Source organism: Flavobacterium sp., assembly GCF_043760115.1.
GTDB lineage: Bacteria > Bacteroidota > Bacteroidia > Flavobacteriales > Flavobacteriaceae > Flavobacterium.
Genome location: NZ_JAYUPK010000036.1, coordinates 1 through 24,193 on the forward strand (window position 1 = coordinate 1; position 24,193 = coordinate 24,193).

Here is a 24,193-nt window from a genome sequence, read left to right on the forward strand (position 1 = left end):
TTTTCGATTTGCTAAAACCGCAACCAAAGATTGCAATGGAAAGCTGGAAAATGGATTATAACTATTCCCAAAACATTTGCTTCTAAAATAAATTAAAAAAGAATTTGAAACAAGTTCTAAAATATATTAAAAAGTATCTGAAACAAGTTCAGAGTAAATCAATATATTTTAAAAAGAATCTGAAACAAGTTCTAAAATATTTTAAAAAAGAATCTGAAACAAGTTCTAAAATATATTAAAAAGAATCTGAAACAAGTTCTAAAATATATTAAAAAGAATCTGAAACAAGTTCTAAAATATTTTAAAAAGAATCTGAAACAAGTTCTAAAATATTTTAAAAAGAATCTGAAACAAGTTCAGATTAAACCTTTTCAAGTATCTTTATTCTAATAGTTAAATTGTGACTTTGCAAGACGAAAAGGATTTTATAAAAGAATTATTGCATCCGCAGACGCAAAATGTTGCGTTTGTAAAATTGGTGCGCGATTTTCAAAAACCTTTGTACAATCATATTAGAACTATTGTTTTAAACCACGATGATGCTGATGATGTGTTGCAAAATACGTTTATAAAAGTGTTTCAATATTTGAAAAATTTTAAAGGTGAAAGCAAACTTTTTTCGTGGATGTATAGAATTGCAACCAATGAAGCGATTACTTTTATAAACAGTAAAGCCAAGCGAAACAGCACTACAAGCCAAGAAATGCAAAGTAAAATTGTAGAAAATTTGCAAAGCGACGTATACTTTAACGGAAATGAAATTGAGATAAAGTTGCAAAAAGCAATAGCGCTTTTACCAGAAAAACAACAATTGGTTTTTAAAATGAAGTATTTTCAAGAGTTAAAATATGAAAATATGAGCGAAATTCTTGGAACTTCTGTTGGTGCATTAAAAGCATCGTATCATATTGCTGTGAAAAAAATTGAAGATTTTATGAAAACCAATTAAACCTTTTACATTATTAATTGTCTTATATATATGAATGATTTTAAAATTGAAACTAACCCAAAAATAGCTACTGGATTTAAAACTCCAGACAACTACTTTGATGATTTTTCTAGCAGATTGTTAGCGAAATTAGCAGTTGAAGAACCTAAAGTGATTTCGTTTTATGGTAGAAATAAAAATTGGTTTTACAGTGTTGCAGCAATTTTGGTTATAGCATTTACAATTCTTGTAATGAATATATTTAATGAAAATGCTGATGAAAATTACAATACAGAACTTGAATATTACATTTCTAACCATTCGACAATTACTGATGATGACATTATAAATTTGCTAGACGATGGTGATATTGCGAACTTGAAACAAGAAACTTCTCTAGATGATGCAACACTTGAAAATGCAATTTTAGAGGATTCAAATATTGAAAATTATATTACAAACTAAAAAAATAATTATGAAATTAAAGAGTAACGAATTCCAAAAAAGTAAAACTAAAAATATGTGTAAAATTAAATTTATAACTGCATTACTTTTATTATTATCAATTGTTTCTTTTGGACAAAGAAAAGGAGATTTTAAAGAAAAAAAGGAACAAATTAAAGCGTTAAAAATAGCTTATATTACTACTGAATTAAATTTAACTAGTGATGAAGCTGCAAAATTCTGGCCTCTGTACAATGCATTTGACGAGAAACAACAAGAAATAAGAAAACAGAAAATGAAAAGTTTTATAGATAGATCTAAAGAAGATTCTATTGATAAACTAACCGAAAAAGAAGCAACAACTATTCTAAATCAAATGGAAAGTAATGATGAGGAATTACATCAATTAAAGAAAAAATTTGTTGCGAGTTTAAAAGGAGTTTTACCTGCAGTAAAAATTTTAAAACTTAAAAAAGCTGAAGAAGATTTTAGCAAAAAATTATTACAACAGTATCGTGATAAAAAAGTTAAACGCTAATTTTTGTTGTGAGTTATGAGTTTTGAGTTGTGAGTTTATAATTTTAAGTTTTGACAGATTTTATGTTTATAAAATAATTAGAAATTGTGATCACTACTTACATTATGAAAGAAGAAGTATAGTTAAACCATAACACACAACTCAAAACTCACAACTCACAACTATTTTACAACTCTCACAGAATCAGGTACAAGCATTTCATATTCGCCACCATTTCTAATAACATCTCTTACGATACTCGAAGAAATATAAGAGGTTTTGGCTGCTGTTAAAAGAAAAACAGTTTCAATTTTAGACAATCTTCTGTTGGTGTGCGCAATGGCTTTTTCAAATTCAAAATCGGCTGGATTTCTTAATCCACGAAGTATAAATTGCGCTTTTAGTTTTCTACATAAATCTATTGTCAATCCTTCATAAGTTATTACAGAAACCTTTGGTTCATCAGCGAAAGCTTCTTCGATAAAACGTTTTCTATCTTCAAGTGAAAACATATATTTCTTTTCTGCATTAACACCAATGGCAACAATTATTTCATCAAAAAGTGGTAAACTTCTTTTAATAATATCAAAATGTCCAAGTGTAATTGGATCAAACGAACCTGGAAATAGTGCTTTTTTCATAATTTAAAAATTTCTAATTAAAATTTTATTTTTTCCAAATAGGTTTTCTTTTCAAAGCCAATTCTATTTCATTATCCAACAAATCTATCATTTCAATTTTAGCAAATGTTGCCTGTTGCGGAAAAATACTTTGTGGAGATAAACCTGGATTAGTATTAATTTCTATAAAATGTGGAACATCATTCATAATTATAAAATCTGTTCTAGAAAATCCAGACATTCCAAGTGCTTCATACACTTTTTTGGCCGTTTCAATAACTTTATTTTCTATTTCTAAATCTAATTTTGCCGGCGTAATTTCTTCCGATTTACCTAAATATTTAGCTTCATAATCGAAGAAATTATTCTGAGAAAGTATTTCTGTAATTCCTAATACTTTAGTTTCTCCTTTGTATTTTAAAACTCCAACCGAAACTTCTCTTCCTTTTAAATAGGATTCTATTAAAATATCATTGTCTTCGGCGAAAGCAAATTCTAATGCTTTATTCAAATCTTCAATTTTATCAACTTTAGAAACGCCAAGCGAACTTCCAGATTGATTGGGTTTTACAAAAAATGGCAATTCCAATTCGTCAATGATTTGGTTCGGATTAATTGCATCACCTTTAGAAATATAAATAGATTTGGCTTTTGGAATATCAAATTTAGACAAGACAGAAAGTGTATCGCGCTTGTTAAAAGTTAAACTAGATTGATAATAATTGCAACCAGAATATGGAATGTCAAGCAATTCCCAATACGCTTGTAAATGTCCATCTTCTCCTGGTGTACCATGAACAGTGTTTAAAATTACATCGAATTTTGTAGTTGTGTTTTCTTTGTCAAATGAAAAATCGGCTTTGTTAATTGGAAATTTTTCTCCATCAAGTAAACAATACCAAGCATCTTTTAAAATATGAATTTCAAATGAGTTGTATTTTGTTTTATTAATATGATTCAGAATTAATTGTCCACTTCGCAAAGATATTACTGATTCATCAGAATATCCGCCCATAACTACTGCTACGTTCATTGAATATTTTATTTTAATTACTACACAAAAATAGCATAAATGTTGATACTAAAAATTATATCTTTGCGATAAATAAATTTTATATGAGTTTTACAAAATATCTCACTAGTCGCGTCTTTTTTGCACAATTACTTGCAGCAATTGCTATTCTTGCAGTTGTAACCTATTTGTTTTTTCACTGGATAACTTTTGTGACCAATCATGGTGATGAAACTACAGTTCCAAATTTGGCAAAACTTACACCAGAACAAGTTGAAGATAAACTAGATGCTCTTAATTTAACTTATGAAATTATTGATACTGTAGATTATAGACCAAATTTTCCAAAACTTACAATTGTACAACAAGAACCAACTGCTGGATCTAAAGTAAAAGGTGGAAGAACAATTTATTTAAAAATAAATGCTGCTACATATAAAATGGTTGCAATACCAGATTTAATTGAGAAAACCTATCGTCAAGCTGTGCCAACATTAAAAGCAATTGGACTTCAAGAAGGTACAATTACTTATGTTCCATATCTTGGAAAAGACATGGTTTTAAAGATGATGATGAACGGAAAAGAAGTTAAACAAGGTATGAAAGTTTTAAAATCTACCAAGATTGATTTAGTTCTTGGTGACGGAAAAGTAGTATTTGATGAAACTGAAACCGATTCTATAGTTCAAGAAGCTGAAAAAAAGATATTAGACACCATTCCGAATGAATAATAACAACGAAGTTCCAGAACTAGAAGACGATTTATTTGAACATTTTAAGGTTGAAGTTCCTAAAGGTCAAGCGCTTTTACGAATAGATAAATTTTTGATGGGTTTTATTCAGAATGCTACTAGAAATAAAATTCAAAATGCTGCTACAAATGGTGATATTTATGTTAATGATGTTGCTGTAAAATCGAATTACAAAGTAAAACCATTAGATGTAGTTCGCATTATGCTTACACATCCACCTTATGACAATACTATTTTACCAGAAAATATTCCTTTAGATATTGTTTATGAAGACGATGCATTATTGGTAATTAATAAACCTCCAGGATTTGTAGTTCATCCAGGACACGGAAATTATACTGGAACATTGGTAAATGCATTGGCCTATCATTTTGATAATTTACCCTTAAATAGTTCTGAACGACCAGGATTAGTTCATAGAATTGATAAAGATACATCAGGACTTTTGGTTGTAGCAAAAACTGATGCTGCAATGACACATTTAGCCAAACAATTTGAAGCTAAAACATCTGAAAGAGAATACATTGCACTAGTTTGGGGAAATGTAAAAGAAGAAGAAGGAACAATTGAAGGAAATATTGCACGACATGTAAAAGATAGAATGCAAATGGCGGTTTTTGCCGATCCTGAAATTGGAAAGCCAGCAATAACACATTATAAAGTTCTTGAAAGATTAGGTTATGTTACATTAATTTCTTGCAAATTGGAAACTGGAAGAACACATCAAATTCGTGTTCATTTAAAACATATTGGTCATACTATTTTTAATGACGAACGTTATGGTGGAAATTTAATTTTAAAAGGAACCACTTTTACAAAATACAAACAATTTATAGACAATTGTTTTAAAACTTTGCCTCGACAAGCATTGCACGCAAAAACGTTAGGATTTGAACATCCGACAACTAGAGAATTTATGCGTTTTGATACTGAAATCCCAAAAGATATGGCAGATTGCATTGATAAATGGCGTAGTTATACCAACTCTCACGAAGTTGAAGAAGAAGAATAAAATTTTTACATAAAAAAATACCTCATAAAATTTATGAGGTATTTTTTTATACTTTTTATTTCTAAAAATATTAATTTATAACAACTTTTTTAACTAAAGATTGATTGTTAGATGTTAACTTTAAGAAGTAAAATCCTTGAGGCAAATTTTCTAAAGAATAGGAATTATTTGTAAAAATTGGATTTTTAATTTCTTTTATAATTTGACCGTTGATGTTTATTAATTGAATTTCTTCAATTGCAATTTCACTATCAATATTAATTTTGTTATCGGTAGTTGGATTTGGATAAACACTTATTGAAGCAAATTCAATAGTTGGATTACTAAGTGCTGCACAAGCAGAAGCCCATATTTGACATACATATTCTGGACGATCTATAAATGGATTTCTATTTCCTTGACGATTATAAATTGCATTATTTCGCACTATTTCTCTATTGCTAACTGGATCATTATTATGCCAAGTTATTAAAATATTTAATGAAGTCGTAGTAAAAACTTGGTTGGAAGTTCCGTTAAACATAGTATAAGTCCAGCTACCAACTTCGTTTTCATAACGTGTGGCAAAATATAAAATCATTCTTGCAATATCTCCTTTAAAGGCATCTATAGGTTCAAAAACCGTGCTAGAATATCCAGCAGAATATCCTGAATCTAAATTATTACCTTTTTTTCCTCCATTGGTGTAAGTATTAGTAGCTATGTTTACCCTTCCATATGGAAAATTACCACGTTGAGCATTTACATATTTATCTGATGGTACTACAGAATGAGCATCAGAATACATTGGTGTAACTCCACTACCAAAAACAGATTGTGGAATTATATGTTCTCTGTTATACTTTTCACATTCTGCTGTTCCTCCAGAACCATCATCTTGGTTTGTTCCATAAGTAAATGAACATTCTGGTCCAGTAGGATTTTCAGTATACATATCTAATAATGTACCATCATTTTCGTAAAAAAAATCTTTATCAGAAGTTAAATAAGTTGTATATAAACCCGAATAACCTTGATCTACATGATTATTAATTATGTTATACAATTGCGTTTTTAAAGTATAACCTGTTCCAGTTGCAGTGTTGTAATATCCTGAAGGAACTTGAGAATAACCTATTGAAAAAATAAGTAAAAATACTAGTAGGGTAAAGTTTTTTTTCATTTGGGGTTTTTTATAATTTTCGTTCTAATAATGCCATGTAAAATCCATCATAACCATCTTCTGATGCCAATAATTTAGAATCCTTAACAAAGGTAAAACTTTTACCAATATCAGTAGTTAAAAAATGTTTAATTTGTTCTTGATTTTCTGATGGTAAAATTGAACAAGTTGCATATACTAATTTTCCTCCTGGCTTAACAATTTTAGAATAGCTTTCTAAAACCTCAGCTTGAATTTTTTTTATGTTTTCAATAAATTCTGGTTGTAATTTCCACTTAGCATCTGGATTTCTTTTTAATACTCCAAGTCCGCTACAAGGCGCATCAATTAAAACTCTATCTGCTTTTTCATGTAATTTTTTTATTACTTTGGTAGAATCTATAATTTTATATTCAATATTAAAAGCACCATTTCTTTTGGCTCTTAATTTTAATTGTTTTAGTTTGCTTTCATACAAATCCATTGCAATTAATTGACCTTTATTTTCCATCAAAGATGCCATGTGTAATGTTTTTCCGCCTGCGCCAGCACAAGTATCAACAACTCTCATTCCTGGTTTTACATCTAAAAATGCTGCTACAAGTTGCGACGATGCATCTTGTACTTCAAACATTCCTTCTCTAAAAGCATCTGTTAAAAAAACATTGGCTCTTTCTTTTAAAACTAAAGCGTCTGTATTGTCTTTAATAAATTCGGTTTCAATATTCAAATCCATTAAAGTAGCACGTAATTTTTCTTTGGTTGTTTTTAAAGTATTTACTCTAAGAATAACTTTAGCTTGTTGGTTTTGAGCTGTAATTTCTTTACTCCAAACTTTTTCTCCAAGTTCTTTAACACCAAGTTCATCCATCCAATCTGGAATAGATTCTTTTATTGCTCTAATTTTAGACAATTCATCAAATCTTCCTTTAATTTTGCGTTCTGGTGTTCCTTCAAGTTGTTTCCAATCTGGAATTGGGTAACCTCTTAAAACTGCCCAAGTGGCAAACATTCTCCAAATATTATCTCTAGTATATGGTTCTTTAACCTCAGCTATTTCAGCATAAAGTCTTTTCCATCTAACGACTTCATAAATGGTTTCGGCAACAAATTTTCTATCAGAACTTCCCCAACGTTTATCTTTTTTTAGTGCTCTTGCAACTACTTTATCAGCATATTCTGCTTCATTAAATATTGCATTTAAAGAATCTATTGTGGTGTAAACTAAATTTCGGTGTAATCTCATGGTATTAAAAATCAGCGTGCAAAGGTATTGCTTTTTACTAGAAACAAAGAAGTATTCTGTAAAACCTTTTTAGATTTTTAGAATACTTCTTTAAAATTGTTGAAATGCTATTTAATTAATTAATCAACAGGACATTCTCTTCGTTTCATATTTATAATTTCTGGAGCGTGAAGAACCATTGGAAATTGTTCTATTTTAACAGAGCTATTATCTAATCCAAAACCTTTTTGTTCAGATAAACTAAATTTTTTCATTAAGAAATAGGAATTCATAACCACTTTTTCAAAGAAAGTTAAATCACTATCGTTAGAAAGAAATTTCTCAGACAGAACAAATTTAAAATCGCCAATAATATTATTTTTATTTAATGACTCATACCTACTTGTAATATCTACTTCTCCATTTTTAACCATATCTTTAATTACTTCTTTAAACATAAGATTTATTTTAGTAGGTTCTCTAAAGCCCAAATAAAAATCAATTCTATAAATATCGTCAATTACTATCGGAGTAACTCTAAATTCTTTTTTGTAAGGTTCATTTAAAATATTAACATGTACAAACCAATAAATATCAGCACGTTTTGGTCGTTTTTGAAGAATAGAATACATTACTTTCTCTTCAATTTCTTCAACTCTATTAGCATTAGTCATGTATACTAAATGTGTTGCATATTTTGGAATTGATAAATCTACACTCAACTCTGCAAGTACTTTTTTGTAATCATTAATCTTTACAATTTTAGTATAACTATGGCTTATTTTTTTGGCCATATACCAAGTTGCCATTATAGAAATTAAAACTATAGCAATAATTAAAGTTACAAAACCACCATGAATAAATTTAGGTAAAATTGCTGCTAAAAAACTAAGTTCTATTACTAAATAAATTGAAATTAGTGCACCAATAAAATACCATTTTACTCTTTTCATTATTAAATAAAAATTTAACAATACCGTTGTCATAATCATGCAAAGTACAATTGCTAATCCATAAGCATGCTCCATTTCACTGGATTTTTTAAAATATAAAACAATTCCAACGCATCCTAAAAACAGTAACCAGTTTATAGATGGAATGTAAAGTTGCCCTTTCAACTCAGTTGGATATTTTATTTTTACTTTAGGCCAAAAATTCAATCTCATTGCTTCATTTATCAATGTAAATGAACCACTTATTAAAGCTTGAGAAGCAATTACAGCTGCCATTGTTGCAATTATTACTCCTATTGGCTGAAACCATGTTTCCATCATTAAATAAAATGGATTTCCATCAACTCCACCTAATTGAATTAATGTTTTACCTTCTTGACTTATTAAATAAGCGCCTTGACCAAAATAGTTTAGAAGCAACATTATTTTAACAAAAATCCAACTTATTCTTATATTTTTTCTACCACAGTGTCCCATATCAGAGTATAATGCTTCTGCTCCGGTAGTACATAAAAAAACTGCTCCAAGTACAAAGAATCCTTCTGGGTGAATCATCAATAACTCATAGGCATAATATGGATTTATAGCATTAAAAACAGAAAAATCATTTGATATTTGAATTATACCTAAAACTCCAAGCATTGTAAACCACAATAACATTATTGGCGCAAAAAACTTTCCAACTAACTTAGAACCAAACTGTTGAATAGTAAATAGTAAAAATAAAATACATATTACAATTATCTGTATATTTTCAGTTGTCATTGAAGGATAAAATGTTTTTATACCTTCAACCGCTGCAGAAACAGAAATTGGTGGCGTAATTATTCCATCTGCAAGTAGTGCGCTTCCGCCAATAATTGCTGGCACAATTAGCCATTGAACTTTTGTTCTTTTTACTAGTGCATACAATGCAAAAATTCCTCCTTCGCCATGATTGTCTGCGCTCAAGGTTATTATAACATATTTTAAAGTAGTTTGTAATGTTAATGTCCAAAACACACATGAAATTCCACCTAAAACAATGTCTCTAGAAATTGCATATCCGCCAATTATAGATTTCATTACATAAAGTGGCGATGTACCAATGTCACCATAAATAATTCCTAATGTAATAAGTAAACCTGCAGCCGAAAGTTTTGAATGAAGTTGATTATGATTTTGAGAACTCATATATATTTATTAAAAAAGAGTACAAAGGTATCACTTTTAAATAATTGAAATAAAAAAAGCACCGAATATTTTTCAGTGCTTTTAGATTTAATTTTATAAGATTTATCTTCTGCTTGCTCTAGTTTCTGAATTTCCTCTAGATGAACCACCAGAACTTCTAGAAGAAGATGCTTGTGGAGTACTTGGTCTTGGAGCAGATTCGTAACTTCTTTGCTGGGTTGAACTTTGTCTTTGTTCTACAGATTGTCTTGGTGATGCATTAGAATTTCTTACTGGTGTATTTTCAGATGTTCTAATAGTTCCAGATTCTCTAACTGTTGAATTGTTATTTCTTGTTGTTGAATTTCTTACTGGTGTATTTTCAGATGTTCTAATAGTTCCTGATTCTCTAACTGTTGAATTGTTATTTCTTGTAGTAGAATTTCTTACTGGTGTATTCGCATTATTTCTAGTAGTATTTCTATCATTTGCAAAAGCAACATCTCTAGTTGGTCTTGCAACTTCTAATTCACGACGATTACTGTATCCAGAATTTCTATCTGAAAACGAACGATTTGGATATTGTCTTTCATAACCATTACTTCTTCTTCCATAATAATTATTGTAGGCAACTTCACATCTTCTAGTATAAGAATAATTATAACTGTGGCTAAAGTTTATCCAAAGTCCAACATTATGTCTGTATCTAAAAATTGGACAAGGATTCCAAAATGTGTAATACGTTGGATAATAATCCCAATACCAAGAAGAATAATAAGGCGTGTAAACTGGAGCCCAAAAATGAGTATATATAATTGGTCTAGTAACATAAACTGGTTCATAAATATAATTTGAACCATACATATAAACATCACCAACTACTTGAACTTGTACATTATTATTTCTATCTTTTTCAACTTCAACTGTCGCTACATCTTGAAAAACATCTCTTCCAATTACAGATTGTACAACAATTAAATGCGTGTTTCCTTCTACAGATTCTATAACTCGTAAATAATCTACTTGATTATCATTGTTTAAATCTAAATTAGAAATTTGTGTTTCTGGATCATTTAAACGTCTTTCAAAATCTTCTAGATCTTTAGAATCTCCAAAAATTGATGCAACTGCTCTCAAATCGAGATTGTCACTTATTTCAGAACTTGTTGCGTTAACTGTTGTTCTATCTTGAGCAACCAATGAACTTGCGAAAAGCAAACTCAATAACGATGATAAAAATAATTTGGATTTCATAATAAATATATTTTAGTTTATAATAGCATACTTTTTGAGCATTCCAATTTTTGTGCCAATAATCTGTATTCACAAATCATTAACAATTACTATTTGTATATTAGCATCAAATTAATAACTATTATTATGAATAAAACGCTATGCCTGCTATTAATTTCTGTTGTTTTAATTTCTTGTAAATCATCTAATATTGCAACAGAAAAAATCTTTACATCTGTAAAAATTGATACAATTCTAATTGATAAAATTAGCATAAGAGCAATTACAGTTTCTAATAATAAGATTTGGTACGCTGCAGATAAAAACAGAGTTGGATTTTTAAGCATTATTGATGAAAATAAAATGCAACGTCAATTAAATAAAGATTCTATTAAAATGGAATTTAGAAGTATTGCACAAACAACCAATTCAATTTTTATTTTAAACGTAGGAAATCCTGCTTTGTTATATAAGTTTTCTAAAGATTTGGTTCAAAAGAAATTAGTATATGAAGAAAAAAATGAAAAAGTATTTTATGATAGCATGCAGTTTTGGAACGATAACGAAGGAATTGCAATTGGCGATCCAATAGAAAATTGTTTTTGCATTATTGTAACTCGTGATGGCGGAGCAACTTGGAACAAAATTCCGTGTGAAAAATTACCTAAAATTATTGAAGGCGAAGCAGCATTTGCAGCAAGCAATACCAATATAATTATTAAAGACAATAATACTTGGATAGTTTCTGGCGGAAAAAAATCTAGAGTTTTCTTTTCTTCGGATAAAGGAAATTCTTGGAAAGTGTATGAAACTCCAATTGTTCAAGGCGAAGCTATGACCGGAATTTTTACTGCCGATTTTTATAATGATAAAATAGGATTTATAGCTGGAGGAAATTATGAAAAACCAAATCAAAACTTTCAAAACAAAGCGATAACCAAAAATGGAGGAAAAACTTGGAAATTGGTTGGCGAAAACACAGGTTTTGGATATGCTTCTTGCATTCAATTTGTCCCAAACAGTAACGGAAATCAATTGGTTTGTGTAGGATTAAATGGTTTATTTTACTCTAGCGATAGCGGTGATTCTTGGAAACAATTTTCATCAGACACAACCTTGTATACAATACGATTTATAAATGATACAACTGCAATTGCCGCAGGAAAAGATAAAATTGTGAAACTTTTATTTAAGAATTAAGTAGTATTCAGTGATCAGTGTTCAGTATTCAGTGTTCAGTTAAATCGAATAAAATTTTTAAATCAATGATACTTTTTTAAAAATTAAAAGTTTTAGTAGAATTTTAATTTTGAAAATATGCAAATTTTAAAAATGACCACTAATTAGTGTTCTGTCAAATCGAATAAAATTTTTAAATCAATGACACTTTTTTAAAAATTAAAAGTTTTAGTAGAATTTTAATTTTGAAAATCTGCAAATTTTAAAACTGATCACTAAAAACTGATCACTGAATACTAAGAAAACTACTCTTCTTTCTTAACAACTTTTCGAGCCACTTCAATTTTAAACTTTTTACCTTTCATTTTTTCTTCACGAATATTGGCTAACAAAGGAGTTACTTTATTGAATTTCACTGCCGCAAACGAAATAAAATCTTTTACTTCTATCAATCCTAAATCACCTTTTTCAAGTTTTCCTTTTTGAGAAAAGAAACCTACAATATCAATTTTATTCAATTTATTTTTCTTTCCACCACTTATGTAAATGGTTTGAAACTCTGGTGGTTTTGGTAATGACTTAGCATTATCAACATTTAAAACTGTCATTTTATAATCTAAATACTCCATTTTTTTCTCACTTTCATGAGCAATTATGTAAGCTGTTCCTGAGGATAACATTCTGGCAGTTCTACCATTTCTATGAGTAAATTCATCTTCCTTTGATGGTAAATGATAATGAATTACGTGTTTCATTTCTGGAATATCCAAACCTCTTGCGGCTAAATCTGTTGTAACAAGATAACTCACACTTCCGTTTCTAAACTGAATCAATGCTCGTTCACGTTCGTCTTGATCCATTCCGCCATGATAATAGGTTGAATAAATTCCTTTTTCATTCAACGAATCGCTAATTCGTTCTGCAGCATCACGATGATTACAAAAAACAATTGCCGATTGCGATTTTAAAGAACAAATTAAGTTAAAAAGTGAATTAATTTTATCTTTTTCTTTAGAAACTACCATTTTTAAAGACAAATTAGAATTCTCATCTTCTGTTTGAATAAAATCTAAAACTGTTGGATTTACTACTCGTGTATATTTTGGAATTTCAATATCCGACGTTGCCGAAACTAAAACTCGTTTATTTAATTTAGTTAATTTTCCAATGATAAAAGACATTTGCTCATGAAAACCAAGTTGTAATGATTTATCAAATTCATCCAGAATTAAAGTCTCAATTTTATCAGTTTTAAAAGTTGCTCTGTCAATATGATCGGCAATTCTACCTGGAGTTCCAATTAAAACAGCTGGTGGATTAGATAAATTTTTAATTTCGGTATCAATAGAATGTCCGCCATAACAGACATTTACCTTATAATCTGTTCCCATTTTTTTCCAAACTTGCTCAATTTGCAAACCCAATTCTCTTGATGGAACTAAAATTAAACATTGAACTCCAGCAATTTCTGGTTGCAACATTTCAAATATCGGAAGTAAAAAAGCTAACGTTTTTCCAGAACCAGTTGGAGAAAGTAATAAAATATTGGCATCATTTAAAATAGCATTTTGTGCCATTTCTTGCATTTCATTTAAACTTTCAATACCAAGATTTAAAAGTAAATTGTTGGAATGTATATTTTTATTCATTTTGCAAAGGTAGGTTTTTTTTAAGTTTCGAGTTTAAGGTTTCAAGTTGTAGGTTTCAAGTTTAAGGTTTCGAGTTTAAGGTTTTGTAATATAATTTTTGAAATTAATTATTGAACAAATTTGATTTTTGAAGTTGATATTGATTTTTGAAGTTGATATTGATTTTTGAAGTTGAAATTGATTTTTGAAGTTGAGATTGACATTTGAAGTTGAGATTGATTTTTGAAATTGAGATTGATTTTTGAAGTTGAAAATTTTAATTACATTTGAAAATCAAATAAAAATACCATTATGCGATTTTTAAAATTTCTTTTTTTACTGATTTCGACTTCTATGTTTTCACAAATAACGGTTACACTTCAAACACCATTTGAAAAAGGAAACGGAAATCAAACAACTACATATCAACAATGTATAAATTATTATCAAAACTTAGATGCTGATTTTGAAACCATAAAAGTTATTGAAATGGGATTGACTGATAGTGGTGAAAAACTGCAAGTAGTGTTATTTGATAAAGATAAAAAATTCAATTTTGATGCTTCATCTAAAAAAGCTGTGATTTTAATAAATAACGGAATTCATGCTGGCGAACCAGACGGAATTGATGCTACAATGCAGTTTTACAGAGATTTAGCTACTGATAAATTAAAAAATCCTGATAATGTAATTTTAGTTGCCATTCCAGTTTATAATATTGGTGGTTTTTTAAACAGAAATTCAACGACTAGAGTAAATCAAAACGGACCAGAAGAATATGGTTTTAGAGGAAACGCAAGAAATTTCGATTTGAATAGAGATTTTATAAAAAGTGATACTAAAAATACCAAAAGTTTTGTTGAAATTTATCACACTTTTAATCCAGATATTTTTATAGACAATCATGTTAGTAATGGCGCAGATTATCAATATACATTGACTTATATAATGACTGAACCTAAAAAATTAGGAACAACATTGGGCAATTTTATGAGAGATAAATTATCTCCTTCAATTTTAAAAGAATTGCAACAAAAAAAGATTGAAACTACGCCTTATGTTAATATTTGGAAAGGTACACCAGAAAATGGTTTTGAACAATTTTTTGATAGTCCAAGATATGCAACAGGTTACACTTCGTTGTTTAATTCTATTGGGTTTGTTGTTGAAACACATATGCTAAAAAAATATGCTGAACGAGTTAAAGTAACTTATGAATTTATGGTTGCCACGATGAATTATACCAATGAAAATTATAAAACCATAAAAGAAAAACGAATTGAAAACGAAAACCAATTTAAACCCAATGACACATACACTTTAAAATGGGCAATTGACACAACTAAAGTTACTAAAATTCCGTTTTTGGGCTATGAAGGAAGTTATAAAAAAAGCGATGTAACTACAGGAAAACGATTGTTTTATGACAGAACAAAACCTTATAAAAAAGAGATTCCGTTTTTAGCAGATTATAAATCCGCAAAGGAAATAATTATTCCAAATGCTTATGTAATTCCGCAAGGATTTTGGCCAGTAATTGATTTATTAAAATTGAATAAAATTGCTTTTTCAAAAATAAAAAATGATACAATTATTGAAGTAGAAAGTTATAAAATTGTCGATTATAAAACGTCTAAAAATGCCTATGAAGGACATTATCCTCATAATGCTACAACTATAACTAAATCTATTGTAAAAATGTTATTTATAAAAGGAGATTATATAGTTTCTACAGCGCAAAAAGGAGTTAAATTTTTATTAGAAACATTAGAACCAGATGCAGTTGACAGTTATTTTAATTGGAATTTTTTTGATACAATATTGCAACAAAAAGAAGGATATTCTGAATATGTTTTCGAAGATTTGGCGAATGATTATTTGAACAAAAATCCGAAATTAAGAGAACAATTAGAACAAAAGAAAAAAGACAATAAAGCATTTGCAGAAAACCCAGAAGCACAACTAGAATGGGTTCATAAAAATTCAATTTATTATGAAAAAGCTCACTTGCAATATCCTATTTATCGAGTTTTGAATTAATTATCTTTGGAAAATTTCCTCTTCAAACAATAACTTAATATTTTCATAAGAATTTTTAAGTGCTTCTTTAATTTGTTCTGGATTAAGCCAAGCTACTTTTTCAATGCCTTCATTTTCTTGAGGAACAGGAATTCCTTCAAAAGTAGTTGTCATTTCGTACCAATGTGTAATCTTTAATCGGTATTTTCCGTTGCGTTTAAAAATGTGATATGTTTTTTGTAACTTTTTGGTAATCTGCAATTTATTTACTCCTGTTTCCTCTTCAACTTCGCGCAAAGCTGTATGTTCTATTTCTTCTTCTTTTTCAATTCCACCTTTTGGCAAATCCCATTTTCCGTTTCTTAAAATAAATAAAACTTCGCCTTTTTTATTGTAAACCAATCCGCCACCAGCTTTTCTAACCGGAATTTGTTCTTTCAGTTTTTTAAGAATTTCCTTCTCATCTGGATAATACAAATATGCCTTAGAAATTTTATTATTAAACATTTTAATGATAAGCTGTTCAATATCAATACTTTCAAGTAAAAACAATTGAAAATCGGTTTCTTTAGCGATTTCATTTGTCAAAAAAAGTGGTTTGTCGTTCACAAAAACTTTATACATTTGTAGTATGATTTTTAATAAAGATACAGCCGAAAAAACTGCCGAATTACTTTTGCAAATAAATGCAATTAAATTGAATCCATCAACACCTTTTTTGTGGGCATCAGGTTGGAATTCTCCAATTTATTGCGATAATCGTTTAACACTTTCATTTCCAGCGATAAGAAATTACATTCGAGATGAGTTTTCTAAACAAATTGAACAAATTTATGGAAAACCAGATGTAATTGCTGGCGTAGCAACTGGTGCAATTGGGATTGGCATACTTGTTGCAGAAGAGCTTGGGCTTCCATTTGTGTATGTTAGACCAGAGCCAAAAAAGCACGGAAGACAAAATCAAGTGGAAGGTTTTTTACAAAAAGGACAAAATATTGTAGTTATTGAAGATTTAATTTCTACAGGAAATAGTAGTTTACTTGCTGTTGAAGCTTTAAAAGAAGCTGGAGCAAATGTTAAAGGAATGTTAGCAATTTTCTCTTACGGATTTGATGTTGCTACAGAAAATTTTAAAAATGCAAATGTAGAATTACACACGTTAAGTAATTACGAACATCTTTTAGAATTGGCCGTAGAAAAACAATACATAACTGAAAAAGAACAAATTACACTTCAAGAATGGAGAAAAAGTCCAGCAACTTGGAATAAATAAAATAAAATTGTTTATAGTTTTTAGTTTAAGGTTAACGACTAAGACAATTTTAAACAACAAACAACAAACTAAAAACAACAAACAATTTATAATGAATTTAGAAAGTCCAAAAGTAACCGTAGAAAAATCATCAGAATATATTTTTAATGCCTTGTCGAATGTTAAAAACTACGAAAAATTAATGCCTGAAACTATTTCAAAATTTGAAGTTCTTGGCGAAGATATTTTTAACTTTGGATTAAAAGGAATGCCAGAAATTAAATTACGATTGAAAGAAGGAATTCCTAATTCTAAAATAATTTTAAATGCTGCAAGTGATAAATTACCATTTTCGCTTATTGCAACTATTGAAACTTTAGCAGCAAATTCTTGCGAAGTACAATTGCATTTTGAAGGAGAGTTTAATGCAATGATGGCTATGATGATAAAAGGACCAATATCTAAATTTATTGAGACTTTGGCAGAGAATATGGGTAAACTTTAGTAGAAAAATATAGAAAAAAGAGACAAATTTATTTTAGAAATCCAATTTTTAACTTCTGATGTTATTCCGTAGGAATTTTTTATACAAATAAATGATACTTGAGATTCCTACAGAATGACAAACTTTGAGGTTAAAATTCCTTTGTGTAAAATAAGTCAATACAATATCGCAATTTCCTTAATCCCAAAAGTTTTCAAACTATCATCTTCCAATAAAATTTCCAATTTTCCTTCTTTGGTTACACCTAGCATAATTCCCATAAACTTAGTTTCATTTTCTGCTTCAAATGGCATTGGAACTCCTTTTTTAAACAAATTTTGATGGTACTTCTCCCAAAGTAAATCTATTTTATTAGCAATTAAATTTTTGCAATTAAATTTAATTTGTAAAAATATTTTTGAAATTAATTCTACTAAATCATATTCTAAACTAGAAATTAATGTTAAAGAAGAAGCTTTTGGTAAATCTAAAAAATGGTTTTGATTCACATTCAACCCAATTCCAACTACAGATTCTATTTTGTTGTCAGTTTTAAAACTGTTTTCTATTAAAATTCCACCAATTTTTTTATTTTCTGACATTATGTCGTTTGGCCATTTTATAGTTAATTTTGGAATAGAATACTCTTGTAAAACTTCAATAACAGAAAGTGATATAGCAATATTTAAATCGAAAATTTGATTTACATTTAACAACACATCTTTAATCAAAATACTCATAGTTAGATTCTTACCAATTTCAGATTTCCATACAGAACCCATTTGACCTTTGCCTTTAGTTTGATTTTCTGTTGTAACAATAGTGAAATTATCTACAATTTTAGCTCTAGATAATTCTTTCAAATAATCATTTGTTGAATCTATGGCATCGAGTTTGATAATATTCATAAAAGTATTTTTGTGAAACAGTGTTTAAACTTATGTTAAGCATCAAAAATAATCACAAAATTTGATACCTTTGCAAATTACATACAAAAAAATTAAATGACAAAAAATACAGTTAGTACAGATGTTTTATTAGCAAATATAATAAAAGGAATAGAAGAAGTTAAAGGAAATGACATAGAAATTCTTGATTTAAGAGCAATAGATTCAGCCGTTTGTGACTACTTCGTCATTTGTAACGGAAATTCAAACACACAAGTTAACGCTATTGTAGGTTCGGTTCAAAAATTAGTTTCTAAAGAAATTAAAGATAAACCTTGGCACATTGAAGGTACAGACAATGCCGAATGGGTTTTAATGGACTACGTAAGTATAGTTGTTCACGTTTTTCAAAAAGAAATTCGCGAATACTACAACATAGAAGGACTTTGGGGTGATGCCAAAATTACATCAATTGCTAACAATTACTAAAAATATTTACTAAAAAAAATGGCAGAAAATAAAAAACCAAACGGAATAAAATTTAGTCCTTGGTGGATTTCGGGAATTATTATTGCAATGTTAATTGTATTGAATATTTCCAGTGGAACTAGTTCTCAAGATCCTAAAATAATATCATCCTCTAAACTAGATGGATTAATAAATGCTGGTCAAGTTGATAAAATAAACGTTTTTAATAAATCGCAGGCAGAAGTTTTTTTAACTACTGCAGCGATGAAAGACAAAGCAAATAAAAAAATTGCAAAAGATGTTTTTGGAAATCCAAATAAAGGACCACATTACACCTCTGAAATTGCTGATGCTCAAAATTTTGAAAATAAATTAATAAAAGCAGTTCAAGATAATAAAATTAAAGAATATGATTTTAAACAAAAAAGTGATTGGACAGAAATTCTTGTTGGATTTTTACCTTTTATAGTTTTAATTGGAATTTGGATCTACATAATGAGAAGAATGTCTGGTGGCGCTGGTGGTGGTCCAGGTGGACAAATTTTTAATATTGGAAAATCTAGAGCAAAATTATTTGACGAAAAAGCCGATGTTAAAATTACATTTAAAGATGTTGCAGGACTTGAAGGTGCAAAAGAAGAAGTACAAGAAATTGTAGAATTCTTAAAAAATCCAGAAAAATATACAGCTCTTGGTGCTAAAATTCCAAAAGGTGCCTTATTAGTTGGACCTCCAGGAACAGGAAAAACACTATTAGCAAAAGCCGTTGCTGGTGAAGCTAAAGTTCCTTTTTTCTCATTATCTGGTTCAGATTTTGTTGAAATGTTTGTTGGAGTTGGTGCTTCTAGAGTTAGAGATTTATTTAAACAAGCCAAAGACAAATCGCCTGCTATAATTTTTATTGATGAAATTGATGCAGTTGGAAGAGCAAGAGGAAAAAACAGTATGTCTGGAGGAAATGATGAGCGTGAAAACACTCTAAATCAATTACTTACTGAAATGGATGGTTTTGGTACAAATACTCACGTAATTGTTATAGCAGCAACCAATAGAGCAGATGTTTTAGATAAAGCATTAATGCGTGCTGGTCGTTTTGACAGACAAATTTATGTTGATTTACCAGACATTCGTGAAAGAAAAGAAATATTTGAAGTGCATTTAACACCTTTGAAAAAAGTTGAAGGTTTGGATACCGATTTTCTTGCTAAACAAACACCAGGATTTTCTGGTGCAGATATTGCCAACGTTTGTAACGAAGCAGCATTAATTGCAGCAAGAAATAATAAAACTGCAGTAGATAAACAAGATTTTCTTGATGCAGTAGACAGAATTGTTGGTGGTTTAGAAAAGAAAAATAAAATTGTAACACCACAAGAAAAAAGAGCAATTGCAGTTCACGAAGCAGGACACGCAACTGTAAGTTGGATGCTAGAACACGCAGCACCACTTATAAAAGTTACCATTGTACCAAGAGGACAAAGTCTTGGCGCAGCTTGGTATTTACCAGAAGAAAGATTAATAGTTCGTCCAGATCAAATGCTTGATGAAATGTGTGCAACAATGGGTGGAAGAGCTGCAGAAAAAGTAGTTTTTGATACTATTTCTACTGGTGCATTATCAGATTTGGAAAAAGTTACAAAACAAGCTCGTGCAATGGTTACCATTTATGGATTAAACGAAAAATTAGGTAATGTAACTTATTACGATTCGTCTGGACAAGGTGAATATAATTTTAACAAACCATATTCTGAGGATACAGCTATTACTATTGATAAAGAAATTTCAATTTTAATTGAAGGACAATACCAAAGAGCCATTCAAATTTTGAATGATAATAAAGATAAATTGATGATGCTAGCTGATATTCTAATTGAAAAAGAAGTGATTTTTAAAGATGATTTAGAGAACATTTTTGGTAAAAGACCTTATCAAAAAGACATCGAAGATTTACTTGAAATTAAAGCTTAATAAATAATTTTCACATAAAAACTTAAAATCTTAATTCAAAATCAATTTTTGAATTAAGATTTTTTTATCTTTGGATGTTTTCAAGAAGTAAATTAAAAATTTTATTGAAACTATGAGTCTTTTTAAAAAAATATTTGGTTCTAGCAGCGTTCCTTCGCAAGAGGAAAACCAAAGCGAATATAACACTAACCACCATTCTAATCTTCCTGTAGATGAATTGTTTACCTTTAATTTTAAAAAAAATGGAGGCAAGTTTATTTATTGTGAAAATCTTGATGAAGTAAAAGAACAATTTGAAAATATACTAGAAGAAAACGATTGGTTTGAAAGTGAAGCATTGTGTAACGAAGCCAAATTGTTTAATTTACTTGACGAAAATAAAGTAATTTATTTAAATACTAAACAACCAAAATTTTTATTAGCAGGTTGCGAAAATTTAATTGCAGATGAAGGTTCGGTATTATTTTCTTCTAATCAAATAAAGCAATTAAAACCTAATGAATTGCCAGATAACATTGTAATTCTTGCTACAACTAGTCAAATTCTTGAATCTAAAAGTGATGGATTACGTGTAATTAAGAAAAAATACGATAAAGATTATCCAACAAATATTACTACCATAAAATATTTTGAAAAAGTTCAAGATGAAGATTTCTTAACTTATGGAAGTTCTGCAAAAAATCTATATTTACTGCTACTTGAAGATTTGTAACAATGAATGAAACTTTAAAGCGAGGAATTTCTGGAGTCATTTATATTGTTTTATTGCTTGCCTCTATCCTATTTTCTACTGAAAGTTTCTTCCTTTTATTTGGAATATTTTTAATTATTACAGTTTATGAATTTTGTAATTTAGTTGAAATTAATAAAATATTTCCAATTTTATTAGCATCAACAATCTACATAAGTGTTACATCTGTGAGTTTTTACAGAGTAGAAACCGAAAATTTTTTAAATCAATACTTAAATAAAAAAATTGATATTGCTGTTAATATCAATCAACTTAATTTAATTTTATTAGTAATAAATATTGTTGTTTCTATAAAATGTATCGTGTTTTTATTTTTTGATAAAATTCAAAAAATAAGTGTTTCATCTAAATATTTATATATCTTAGGTTACATAATTTTACCATTTATATTCATTACAAAAATATCTTTCGGTGAAACTGATTACAATCCTAAAATAGTAATTGGACTTTTTATTTTAATTTGGACAAACGATACCTTTGCCTATATTGTTGGAAAATCTATAGGTAAACATAAATTACTAGAACGAATTTCGCCTAAAAAAACTATTGAAGGATTTGTTGGCGGAATTGTATTTGCAATTATAGCTGGATTTTTAATCTCTAAATTTTATATTCGTCCAAATCCAAAATTTAGCGAAAGATCAATATTAATTTGGATTTTAATAGCTGTAATTGTTGGAATTATGGGAACAATTGGCGATTTAATTGAATCTAAATTTAAGCGAATTGCAGGCGTAAAAGACAGCGGAAAAATAATGCCTGGTCATGGTGGCATTCTAGATAGACTAGATAGTGTTATATTTGCAGCACCATTTATATTTTTATTATATCAAATTTTATATTATGTTTCACAAAGAAGGTTCTAAAATTATTTTTATTTCAATTGTTTCAATGCTTGCAGTATTGTTATTATCACGTTATTTTATTCCAATTAAATGGTTAGAAATGACTATTCAAATAACTGCTGTTGCTTTTTTAATAATAGTTTTACAATTTTTTAGAAATCCAATTAGAATTGCTGCTATAAGTGATAATTACGTTTTGGCTCCAGTTGATGGAAAAGTTGTAGTAATTGAAGAAGTATTTGAACCAGAATATTTTAAAGACAAACGATTACAAGTTTCTATTTTTATGTCGCCAATAAATGTTCACGTAACTCGCTATCCAATAAGTGGAATTGTAAAATATAGCAAATACCATCCAGGAAAATATCTTGTTGCTTGGCATGCAAAAGCTAGTACTGAAAATGAAAGAACTACAATAGTTTTAGAAAATAAAGTTTTTGGAGAAATTATGTACCGTCAAATTGCTGGTGCATTAGCTAAAAGAATTATAAACTATGCCGAAGAAGGAACAGAAGTTGTTCAAGGTGACGATGCCGGATTTATAAAATTTGGTTCAAGAGTAGATCTTTATTTTCCTTTAGGAACAAAAATAAATGTAAATCTAAAAGATGTTGCAACTGGAGCAAAAACGATAGTTGCTAGTTTATAAATGCAAGAAAAAGATTTAGATACACGATTTGAAGAAGCAATAGATATTGCCAATAAAATGACTCAAGCAGAGTTGCCACAAGATGTGCAATTACGTCTTTATGCTTTTTACAAACAAGCAACACAAGGCATAATTGATACCAGAGTTTCTCCAAATTATGATATTAGAAGTGCTTTTAAAACCAATGCTTGGATGCAAATAAGTCATCTATCTATTAATGAAGCCAAGGAAATGTATATTGAATCGATATTAGAATTAGCCAATAAAAAATAGCATTAAATAAATTCACACTATTATTATGAAAAAAATACAAGTACTTATTTTAAGTTTTGTGGTTATAATTTCTTTAGAATCTTGTGGAAAAAAGAAATATACCGAAGTAAAAGTTGATGTTCCTTTACCTATTAATGAACAAAAATTAACTTTAGGTTCGCCAGAAGATGTAACAGCAGAAAAAGGAGCTTTTAAAATGTTAAAGCTTCCTTATACCTATGATGCGCTTGCGCCAAATATTGATGCGTTTACAATGGAAACTCATTATTCTAAACATTATTTAACGTATACCAATAACTTGAATAAAGCTCTTGCAGGAACAGATTTAGAAGATTTACCAATTAATGATATTTTTAAAAAATTGGATATGAGTAATTCTGATTTAAGAAATAATCTTGGCGGATATTATAATCATACTTTATTTTGGGAAATTATGGCTCCAAAAGCTGGTGGAGTTGCCAAAGACACATTGGCTGGTGCAATAAATAAAGACTTTGGATCGTTTGAAAATTTTAAAACTCAATTTAAAGTTGCTGCTACAAAACAATTTGGATCTGGTTGGGCTTGGTTGGTTGTAGATAAAACTGGTAAATTAGTAGTTACAAGCACACCAAATCAAGACAATCCATTAATGCCAAAAGCAGTTGTTTCTGGAACTCCAATTTTAGCATTAGATGTTTGGGAACACGCTTATTATTTATCATATCAATACAAAAGAAAAAAATATATAGACAACTTTTTTAATGTTATAAACTGGAAAAAAGTTGGTGAGAAGTATGAAGAAGCAATTAAAAATTAAAA

At 28.9% G+C, this 24,193-nt stretch carries 25 protein-coding genes; 16 read left to right on the forward strand and 9 right to left on the reverse strand.

The features are described from left to right. Nucleotides 1-406: 406 nt before the first annotated feature. From ACH2BC_RS03025 to ACH2BC_RS03035, 3 genes are read left to right on the forward strand one after another with little or no spacing between them, the layout of a single operon-like run. Nucleotides 407-949 (forward strand): RNA polymerase sigma factor, encoded by a 543-nt coding sequence (locus ACH2BC_RS03025; RefSeq protein WP_395052509.1) that lies wholly within the window; start codon nt 407-409, stop codon nt 947-949. A 30-nt stretch (nt 950-979) separates the two neighbouring features. Beyond that, a complete protein-coding gene (locus ACH2BC_RS03030; RefSeq protein ID WP_395052510.1) occupies nt 980-1,393 on the forward strand; it encodes a hypothetical protein in 414 nt (137 codons plus the stop codon). Nucleotides 1,394-1,403: 10 nt separating this feature from the next. Continuing rightward, entirely contained in the window at nt 1,404-1,910 is a 507-nt protein-coding gene (locus tag ACH2BC_RS03035; protein ID WP_395052511.1) for a sensor of ECF-type sigma factor, read from the forward strand. A gap of 161 nt (nt 1,911-2,071) precedes the next feature. Here the strand turns inward: ACH2BC_RS03035 and coaD are convergent, their stop codons facing one another. Next, complete coding sequence (gene coaD, locus ACH2BC_RS03040) at nt 2,072-2,530, reverse strand: pantetheine-phosphate adenylyltransferase (RefSeq protein ID WP_395052512.1); 459 nt, start codon at nt 2,528-2,530, stop codon at nt 2,072-2,074. 25 nt (nt 2,531-2,555) lie between these two features. Beyond that, nucleotides 2,556-3,542: a D-alanine--D-alanine ligase gene (locus tag ACH2BC_RS03045; protein ID WP_395052513.1), complete on the reverse strand. Its 987-nt coding sequence runs from the start codon at nt 3,540-3,542 to the stop codon at nt 2,556-2,558. Nucleotides 3,543-3,625: 83 nt separating this feature from the next. On the opposite strand from ACH2BC_RS03045, the gene ACH2BC_RS03050 reads away from it, so the two are divergent. Both ACH2BC_RS03050 and ACH2BC_RS03055 read left to right on the forward strand, forming a co-directional pair. Next, nucleotides 3,626-4,252 (forward strand): PASTA domain-containing protein, encoded by a 627-nt coding sequence (locus ACH2BC_RS03050; RefSeq protein WP_395052514.1) that lies wholly within the window; start codon nt 3,626-3,628, stop codon nt 4,250-4,252. Next, nucleotides 4,245-5,285, forward strand: coding sequence for an RluA family pseudouridine synthase (locus ACH2BC_RS03055; protein WP_395052515.1), 1,041 nt, complete (start codon nt 4,245-4,247; stop codon nt 5,283-5,285). Before ACH2BC_RS03050 ends, ACH2BC_RS03055 begins: the two co-directional genes overlap by 8 nt. A 70-nt stretch (nt 5,286-5,355) precedes the next feature. Here the strand turns inward: ACH2BC_RS03055 and ACH2BC_RS03060 are convergent, their stop codons facing one another. From ACH2BC_RS03060 to ACH2BC_RS03075, 4 genes are all read right to left on the reverse strand, one after another. Further along, entirely contained in the window at nt 5,356-6,447 is a 1,092-nt protein-coding gene (locus tag ACH2BC_RS03060; protein WP_395052516.1) for an endonuclease, read from the reverse strand. Between the two features lie 10 nt (nt 6,448-6,457). Next, nucleotides 6,458-7,672, reverse strand: a complete 1,215-nt coding sequence (locus ACH2BC_RS03065; RefSeq protein WP_395052517.1) for an RsmB/NOP family class I SAM-dependent RNA methyltransferase — start codon at nt 7,670-7,672, stop codon at nt 6,458-6,460. 119 nt (nt 7,673-7,791) lie between these two features. After that, entirely contained in the window at nt 7,792-9,777 is a 1,986-nt protein-coding gene (locus tag ACH2BC_RS03070) for a KUP/HAK/KT family potassium transporter (RefSeq protein WP_395052518.1), read from the reverse strand. A gap of 102 nt (nt 9,778-9,879) precedes the next feature. Then, the gene (locus ACH2BC_RS03075) at nt 9,880-11,010 is read right to left on the reverse strand and encodes a hypothetical protein (RefSeq protein WP_395052519.1); all 1,131 of its coding nucleotides are present in this window, start codon (nt 11,008-11,010) and stop codon (nt 9,880-9,882) included. A gap of 126 nt (nt 11,011-11,136) precedes the next feature. Here ACH2BC_RS03075 and ACH2BC_RS03080 point away from each other — a divergent pair, with 126 nt between their 5' ends. Then, a complete protein-coding gene (locus ACH2BC_RS03080) occupies nt 11,137-12,189 on the forward strand; it encodes an oxidoreductase (protein ID WP_395052520.1) in 1,053 nt (350 codons plus the stop codon). A 284-nt stretch (nt 12,190-12,473) separates the two neighbouring features. Here ACH2BC_RS03080 and ACH2BC_RS03085 read toward each other — a convergent pair whose 3' ends face one another. Continuing rightward, nucleotides 12,474-13,817, reverse strand: a complete 1,344-nt coding sequence (locus ACH2BC_RS03085; protein ID WP_395052521.1) for a DEAD/DEAH box helicase — start codon at nt 13,815-13,817, stop codon at nt 12,474-12,476. Between the two features lie 291 nt (nt 13,818-14,108). On the opposite strand from ACH2BC_RS03085, the gene ACH2BC_RS03090 reads away from it, so the two are divergent. After that, on the forward strand, nt 14,109-15,836 hold the full coding sequence (locus tag ACH2BC_RS03090; protein WP_395052522.1) for a M14 family zinc carboxypeptidase: 1,728 nt from the start codon (nt 14,109-14,111) through the stop codon (nt 15,834-15,836). On the opposite strand, the gene ACH2BC_RS03095 is transcribed toward ACH2BC_RS03090, so the two are convergent. Further along, nucleotides 15,837-16,439 carry an NUDIX hydrolase gene (locus ACH2BC_RS03095; protein ID WP_395052523.1) on the reverse strand — a complete coding sequence of 201 codons (603 nt, stop codon included), beginning with the start codon at nt 16,437-16,439 and terminating at the stop codon, nt 15,837-15,839. It abuts the gene before it with no gap. A gap of 7 nt (nt 16,440-16,446) precedes the next feature. Between ACH2BC_RS03095 and pyrE the strand changes: the two genes are divergently transcribed. Both pyrE and ACH2BC_RS03105 read left to right on the forward strand, forming a co-directional pair. Then, nucleotides 16,447-17,088, forward strand: coding sequence for an orotate phosphoribosyltransferase (gene pyrE / locus ACH2BC_RS03100; RefSeq protein WP_395052524.1), 642 nt, complete (start codon nt 16,447-16,449; stop codon nt 17,086-17,088). A 91-nt stretch (nt 17,089-17,179) separates the two neighbouring features. Further along, entirely contained in the window at nt 17,180-17,572 is a 393-nt protein-coding gene (locus ACH2BC_RS03105) for an SRPBCC family protein (protein ID WP_395052525.1), read from the forward strand. Nucleotides 17,573-17,727: 155 nt separating this feature from the next. Here the strand turns inward: ACH2BC_RS03105 and ACH2BC_RS03110 are convergent, their stop codons facing one another. Beyond that, the gene (locus ACH2BC_RS03110) at nt 17,728-18,459 is read right to left on the reverse strand and encodes a biotin--[acetyl-CoA-carboxylase] ligase (protein ID WP_395052526.1); all 732 of its coding nucleotides are present in this window, start codon (nt 18,457-18,459) and stop codon (nt 17,728-17,730) included. 96 nt (nt 18,460-18,555) lie between these two features. On the opposite strand from ACH2BC_RS03110, the gene rsfS reads away from it, so the two are divergent. The 7 genes from rsfS (at nt 18,556) to ACH2BC_RS03145 (ending at nt 24,191) form a co-directional block, all read left to right on the forward strand. After that, the gene (gene rsfS, locus ACH2BC_RS03115; RefSeq protein ID WP_395052527.1) at nt 18,556-18,927 is read left to right on the forward strand and encodes a ribosome silencing factor; all 372 of its coding nucleotides are present in this window, start codon (nt 18,556-18,558) and stop codon (nt 18,925-18,927) included. A gap of 18 nt (nt 18,928-18,945) precedes the next feature. Next, a complete protein-coding gene (ftsH, locus tag ACH2BC_RS03120; RefSeq protein ID WP_395052528.1) occupies nt 18,946-20,874 on the forward strand; it encodes an ATP-dependent zinc metalloprotease FtsH in 1,929 nt (642 codons plus the stop codon). 112 nt (nt 20,875-20,986) lie between these two features. Beyond that, nucleotides 20,987-21,586, forward strand: a complete 600-nt coding sequence (locus ACH2BC_RS03125; protein WP_395052529.1) for an LUD domain-containing protein — start codon at nt 20,987-20,989, stop codon at nt 21,584-21,586. A gap of 2 nt (nt 21,587-21,588) precedes the next feature. Continuing rightward, entirely contained in the window at nt 21,589-22,491 is a 903-nt protein-coding gene (locus ACH2BC_RS03130) for a phosphatidate cytidylyltransferase (RefSeq protein WP_395052530.1), read from the forward strand. Beyond that, complete coding sequence (locus ACH2BC_RS03135) at nt 22,469-23,119, forward strand: phosphatidylserine decarboxylase family protein (RefSeq protein ID WP_395052531.1); 651 nt, start codon at nt 22,469-22,471, stop codon at nt 23,117-23,119. The genes ACH2BC_RS03130 and ACH2BC_RS03135 overlap by 23 nt, the downstream gene beginning before the upstream one ends. Further along, nucleotides 23,120-23,392, forward strand: a complete 273-nt coding sequence (locus ACH2BC_RS03140; RefSeq protein ID WP_395052532.1) for an acyl-CoA-binding protein — start codon at nt 23,120-23,122, stop codon at nt 23,390-23,392. A 25-nt stretch (nt 23,393-23,417) separates the two neighbouring features. After that, nucleotides 23,418-24,191 carry a superoxide dismutase gene (locus ACH2BC_RS03145; RefSeq protein WP_395052533.1) on the forward strand — a complete coding sequence of 258 codons (774 nt, stop codon included), beginning with the start codon at nt 23,418-23,420 and terminating at the stop codon, nt 24,189-24,191. The last annotated feature ends 2 nt before the right edge of the window (nt 24,192-24,193 follow it).

What these genes read in the sequence shown, in the direction of transcription:
- ftsH (WP_395052528.1), top strand. Translation starts at nt 18,946, where the DNA reads ATGGCAGAAAATAAAAAACCAAACGGAATAAAATTTAGTCCTTGGTGG.
- ACH2BC_RS03110 (WP_395052526.1), bottom strand. Translation starts at nt 18,459, where the DNA reads ATGAATATTATCAAACTCGATGCCATAGATTCAACAAATGATTATTTG.
- ACH2BC_RS03045 (WP_395052513.1), bottom strand. Translation starts at nt 3,542, where the DNA reads ATGAACGTAGCAGTAGTTATGGGCGGATATTCTGATGAATCAGTAATA.
- ACH2BC_RS03105 (WP_395052525.1), top strand. Translation starts at nt 17,180, where the DNA reads ATGAATTTAGAAAGTCCAAAAGTAACCGTAGAAAAATCATCAGAATAT.
- ACH2BC_RS03030 (WP_395052510.1), top strand. Translation starts at nt 980, where the DNA reads ATGAATGATTTTAAAATTGAAACTAACCCAAAAATAGCTACTGGATTT.
- ACH2BC_RS03135 (WP_395052531.1), top strand. Translation starts at nt 22,469, where the DNA reads ATGTTTCACAAAGAAGGTTCTAAAATTATTTTTATTTCAATTGTTTCA.
- ACH2BC_RS03140 (WP_395052532.1), top strand. Translation starts at nt 23,120, where the DNA reads ATGCAAGAAAAAGATTTAGATACACGATTTGAAGAAGCAATAGATATT.
- ACH2BC_RS03065 (WP_395052517.1), bottom strand. Translation starts at nt 7,672, where the DNA reads ATGAGATTACACCGAAATTTAGTTTACACCACAATAGATTCTTTAAAT.
- ACH2BC_RS03080 (WP_395052520.1), top strand. Translation starts at nt 11,137, where the DNA reads ATGAATAAAACGCTATGCCTGCTATTAATTTCTGTTGTTTTAATTTCT.
- ACH2BC_RS03145 (WP_395052533.1), top strand. Translation starts at nt 23,418, where the DNA reads ATGAAAAAAATACAAGTACTTATTTTAAGTTTTGTGGTTATAATTTCT.
- ACH2BC_RS03125 (WP_395052529.1), top strand. Translation starts at nt 20,987, where the DNA reads ATGAGTCTTTTTAAAAAAATATTTGGTTCTAGCAGCGTTCCTTCGCAA.
- ACH2BC_RS03090 (WP_395052522.1), top strand. Translation starts at nt 14,109, where the DNA reads ATGCGATTTTTAAAATTTCTTTTTTTACTGATTTCGACTTCTATGTTT.
- coaD (WP_395052512.1), bottom strand. Translation starts at nt 2,530, where the DNA reads ATGAAAAAAGCACTATTTCCAGGTTCGTTTGATCCAATTACACTTGGA.
- rsfS (WP_395052527.1), top strand. Translation starts at nt 18,556, where the DNA reads ATGACAAAAAATACAGTTAGTACAGATGTTTTATTAGCAAATATAATA.
- ACH2BC_RS03060 (WP_395052516.1), bottom strand. Translation starts at nt 6,447, where the DNA reads ATGAAAAAAAACTTTACCCTACTAGTATTTTTACTTATTTTTTCAATA.
- ACH2BC_RS03070 (WP_395052518.1), bottom strand. Translation starts at nt 9,777, where the DNA reads ATGAGTTCTCAAAATCATAATCAACTTCATTCAAAACTTTCGGCTGCA.
- ACH2BC_RS03085 (WP_395052521.1), bottom strand. Translation starts at nt 13,817, where the DNA reads ATGAATAAAAATATACATTCCAACAATTTACTTTTAAATCTTGGTATT.
- ACH2BC_RS03050 (WP_395052514.1), top strand. Translation starts at nt 3,626, where the DNA reads ATGAGTTTTACAAAATATCTCACTAGTCGCGTCTTTTTTGCACAATTA.
- ACH2BC_RS03095 (WP_395052523.1), bottom strand. Translation starts at nt 16,439, where the DNA reads ATGTATAAAGTTTTTGTGAACGACAAACCACTTTTTTTGACAAATGAA.
- ACH2BC_RS03055 (WP_395052515.1), top strand. Translation starts at nt 4,245, where the DNA reads ATGAATAATAACAACGAAGTTCCAGAACTAGAAGACGATTTATTTGAA.
- ACH2BC_RS03035 (WP_395052511.1), top strand. Translation starts at nt 1,404, where the DNA reads ATGAAATTAAAGAGTAACGAATTCCAAAAAAGTAAAACTAAAAATATG.
- ACH2BC_RS03130 (WP_395052530.1), top strand. Translation starts at nt 21,589, where the DNA reads ATGAATGAAACTTTAAAGCGAGGAATTTCTGGAGTCATTTATATTGTT.
- pyrE (WP_395052524.1), top strand. Translation starts at nt 16,447, where the DNA reads ATGATTTTTAATAAAGATACAGCCGAAAAAACTGCCGAATTACTTTTG.
- ACH2BC_RS03075 (WP_395052519.1), bottom strand. Translation starts at nt 11,010, where the DNA reads ATGAAATCCAAATTATTTTTATCATCGTTATTGAGTTTGCTTTTCGCA.